The organism is Neisseria sp. P0021.S006 (assembly GCF_051956895.1).
On record NZ_JBQCWZ010000921.1, the window covers coordinates 1 to 581 of the forward strand.

Sequence of the window (581 nt, forward strand, 5' to 3'; positions counted from 1 at the left end):
AGCGGACGGTCAGGTCTTTAAACGGAGAGATATAGCGCAGTTTGTAGTTGAGTTTGTGGTCGGTACGGTCGGCGCTGTTGATTGCCATGTCGTAGAACTGGTTGTCAAAAGCGACTTGCGCGGCAGTCAGCAGGTTGTCTTCGTTGAAATCGCGGGTGGCAAAACGCCATTCTGCCTGCGCCTGACGGCGCATTTTGGAGTCGCCGTTGTTTTGGCTGTTTTTAAACAGAACCAATGCGCGTTTGATGGCACCGTCTTCGCTCATGCGGCGGACGTCTCTGGCATCGGCATCGGAAACGTTGTTGCGCGTATTGATGCGGCGGCCCAGTTCTTCACCTGCCATTACGGCGTAGAAATTGCGGCCGGAAGCGGCGGCTTTTTCGTACATTTCTTTGGCGTGGCTGCTTTTGCCTTGTGCGGCAAAGCTGCGGCCCAGCCAATATTGCCATGTCGGGTCTTTTTGCAGTTTTTCAGGCATATGCTGAATCACGCTTGCCAATTCATCCCAACGTTGCAGGCGCAAAGCGGCGCGTGCGTACCATTCTAATTGTTCGTCGGTCAGTTGCTTGCGGTCGGAAACG

1 pseudogene is annotated in these 581 nt (G+C 54.2%); it reads right to left on the reverse strand.

Annotated features, from left to right (window positions below):
- Positions 1 to 581 (reverse strand): annotated as a pseudogene (locus tag ACTHUM_RS17910) (lytic transglycosylase domain-containing protein); the annotation flags it as partial.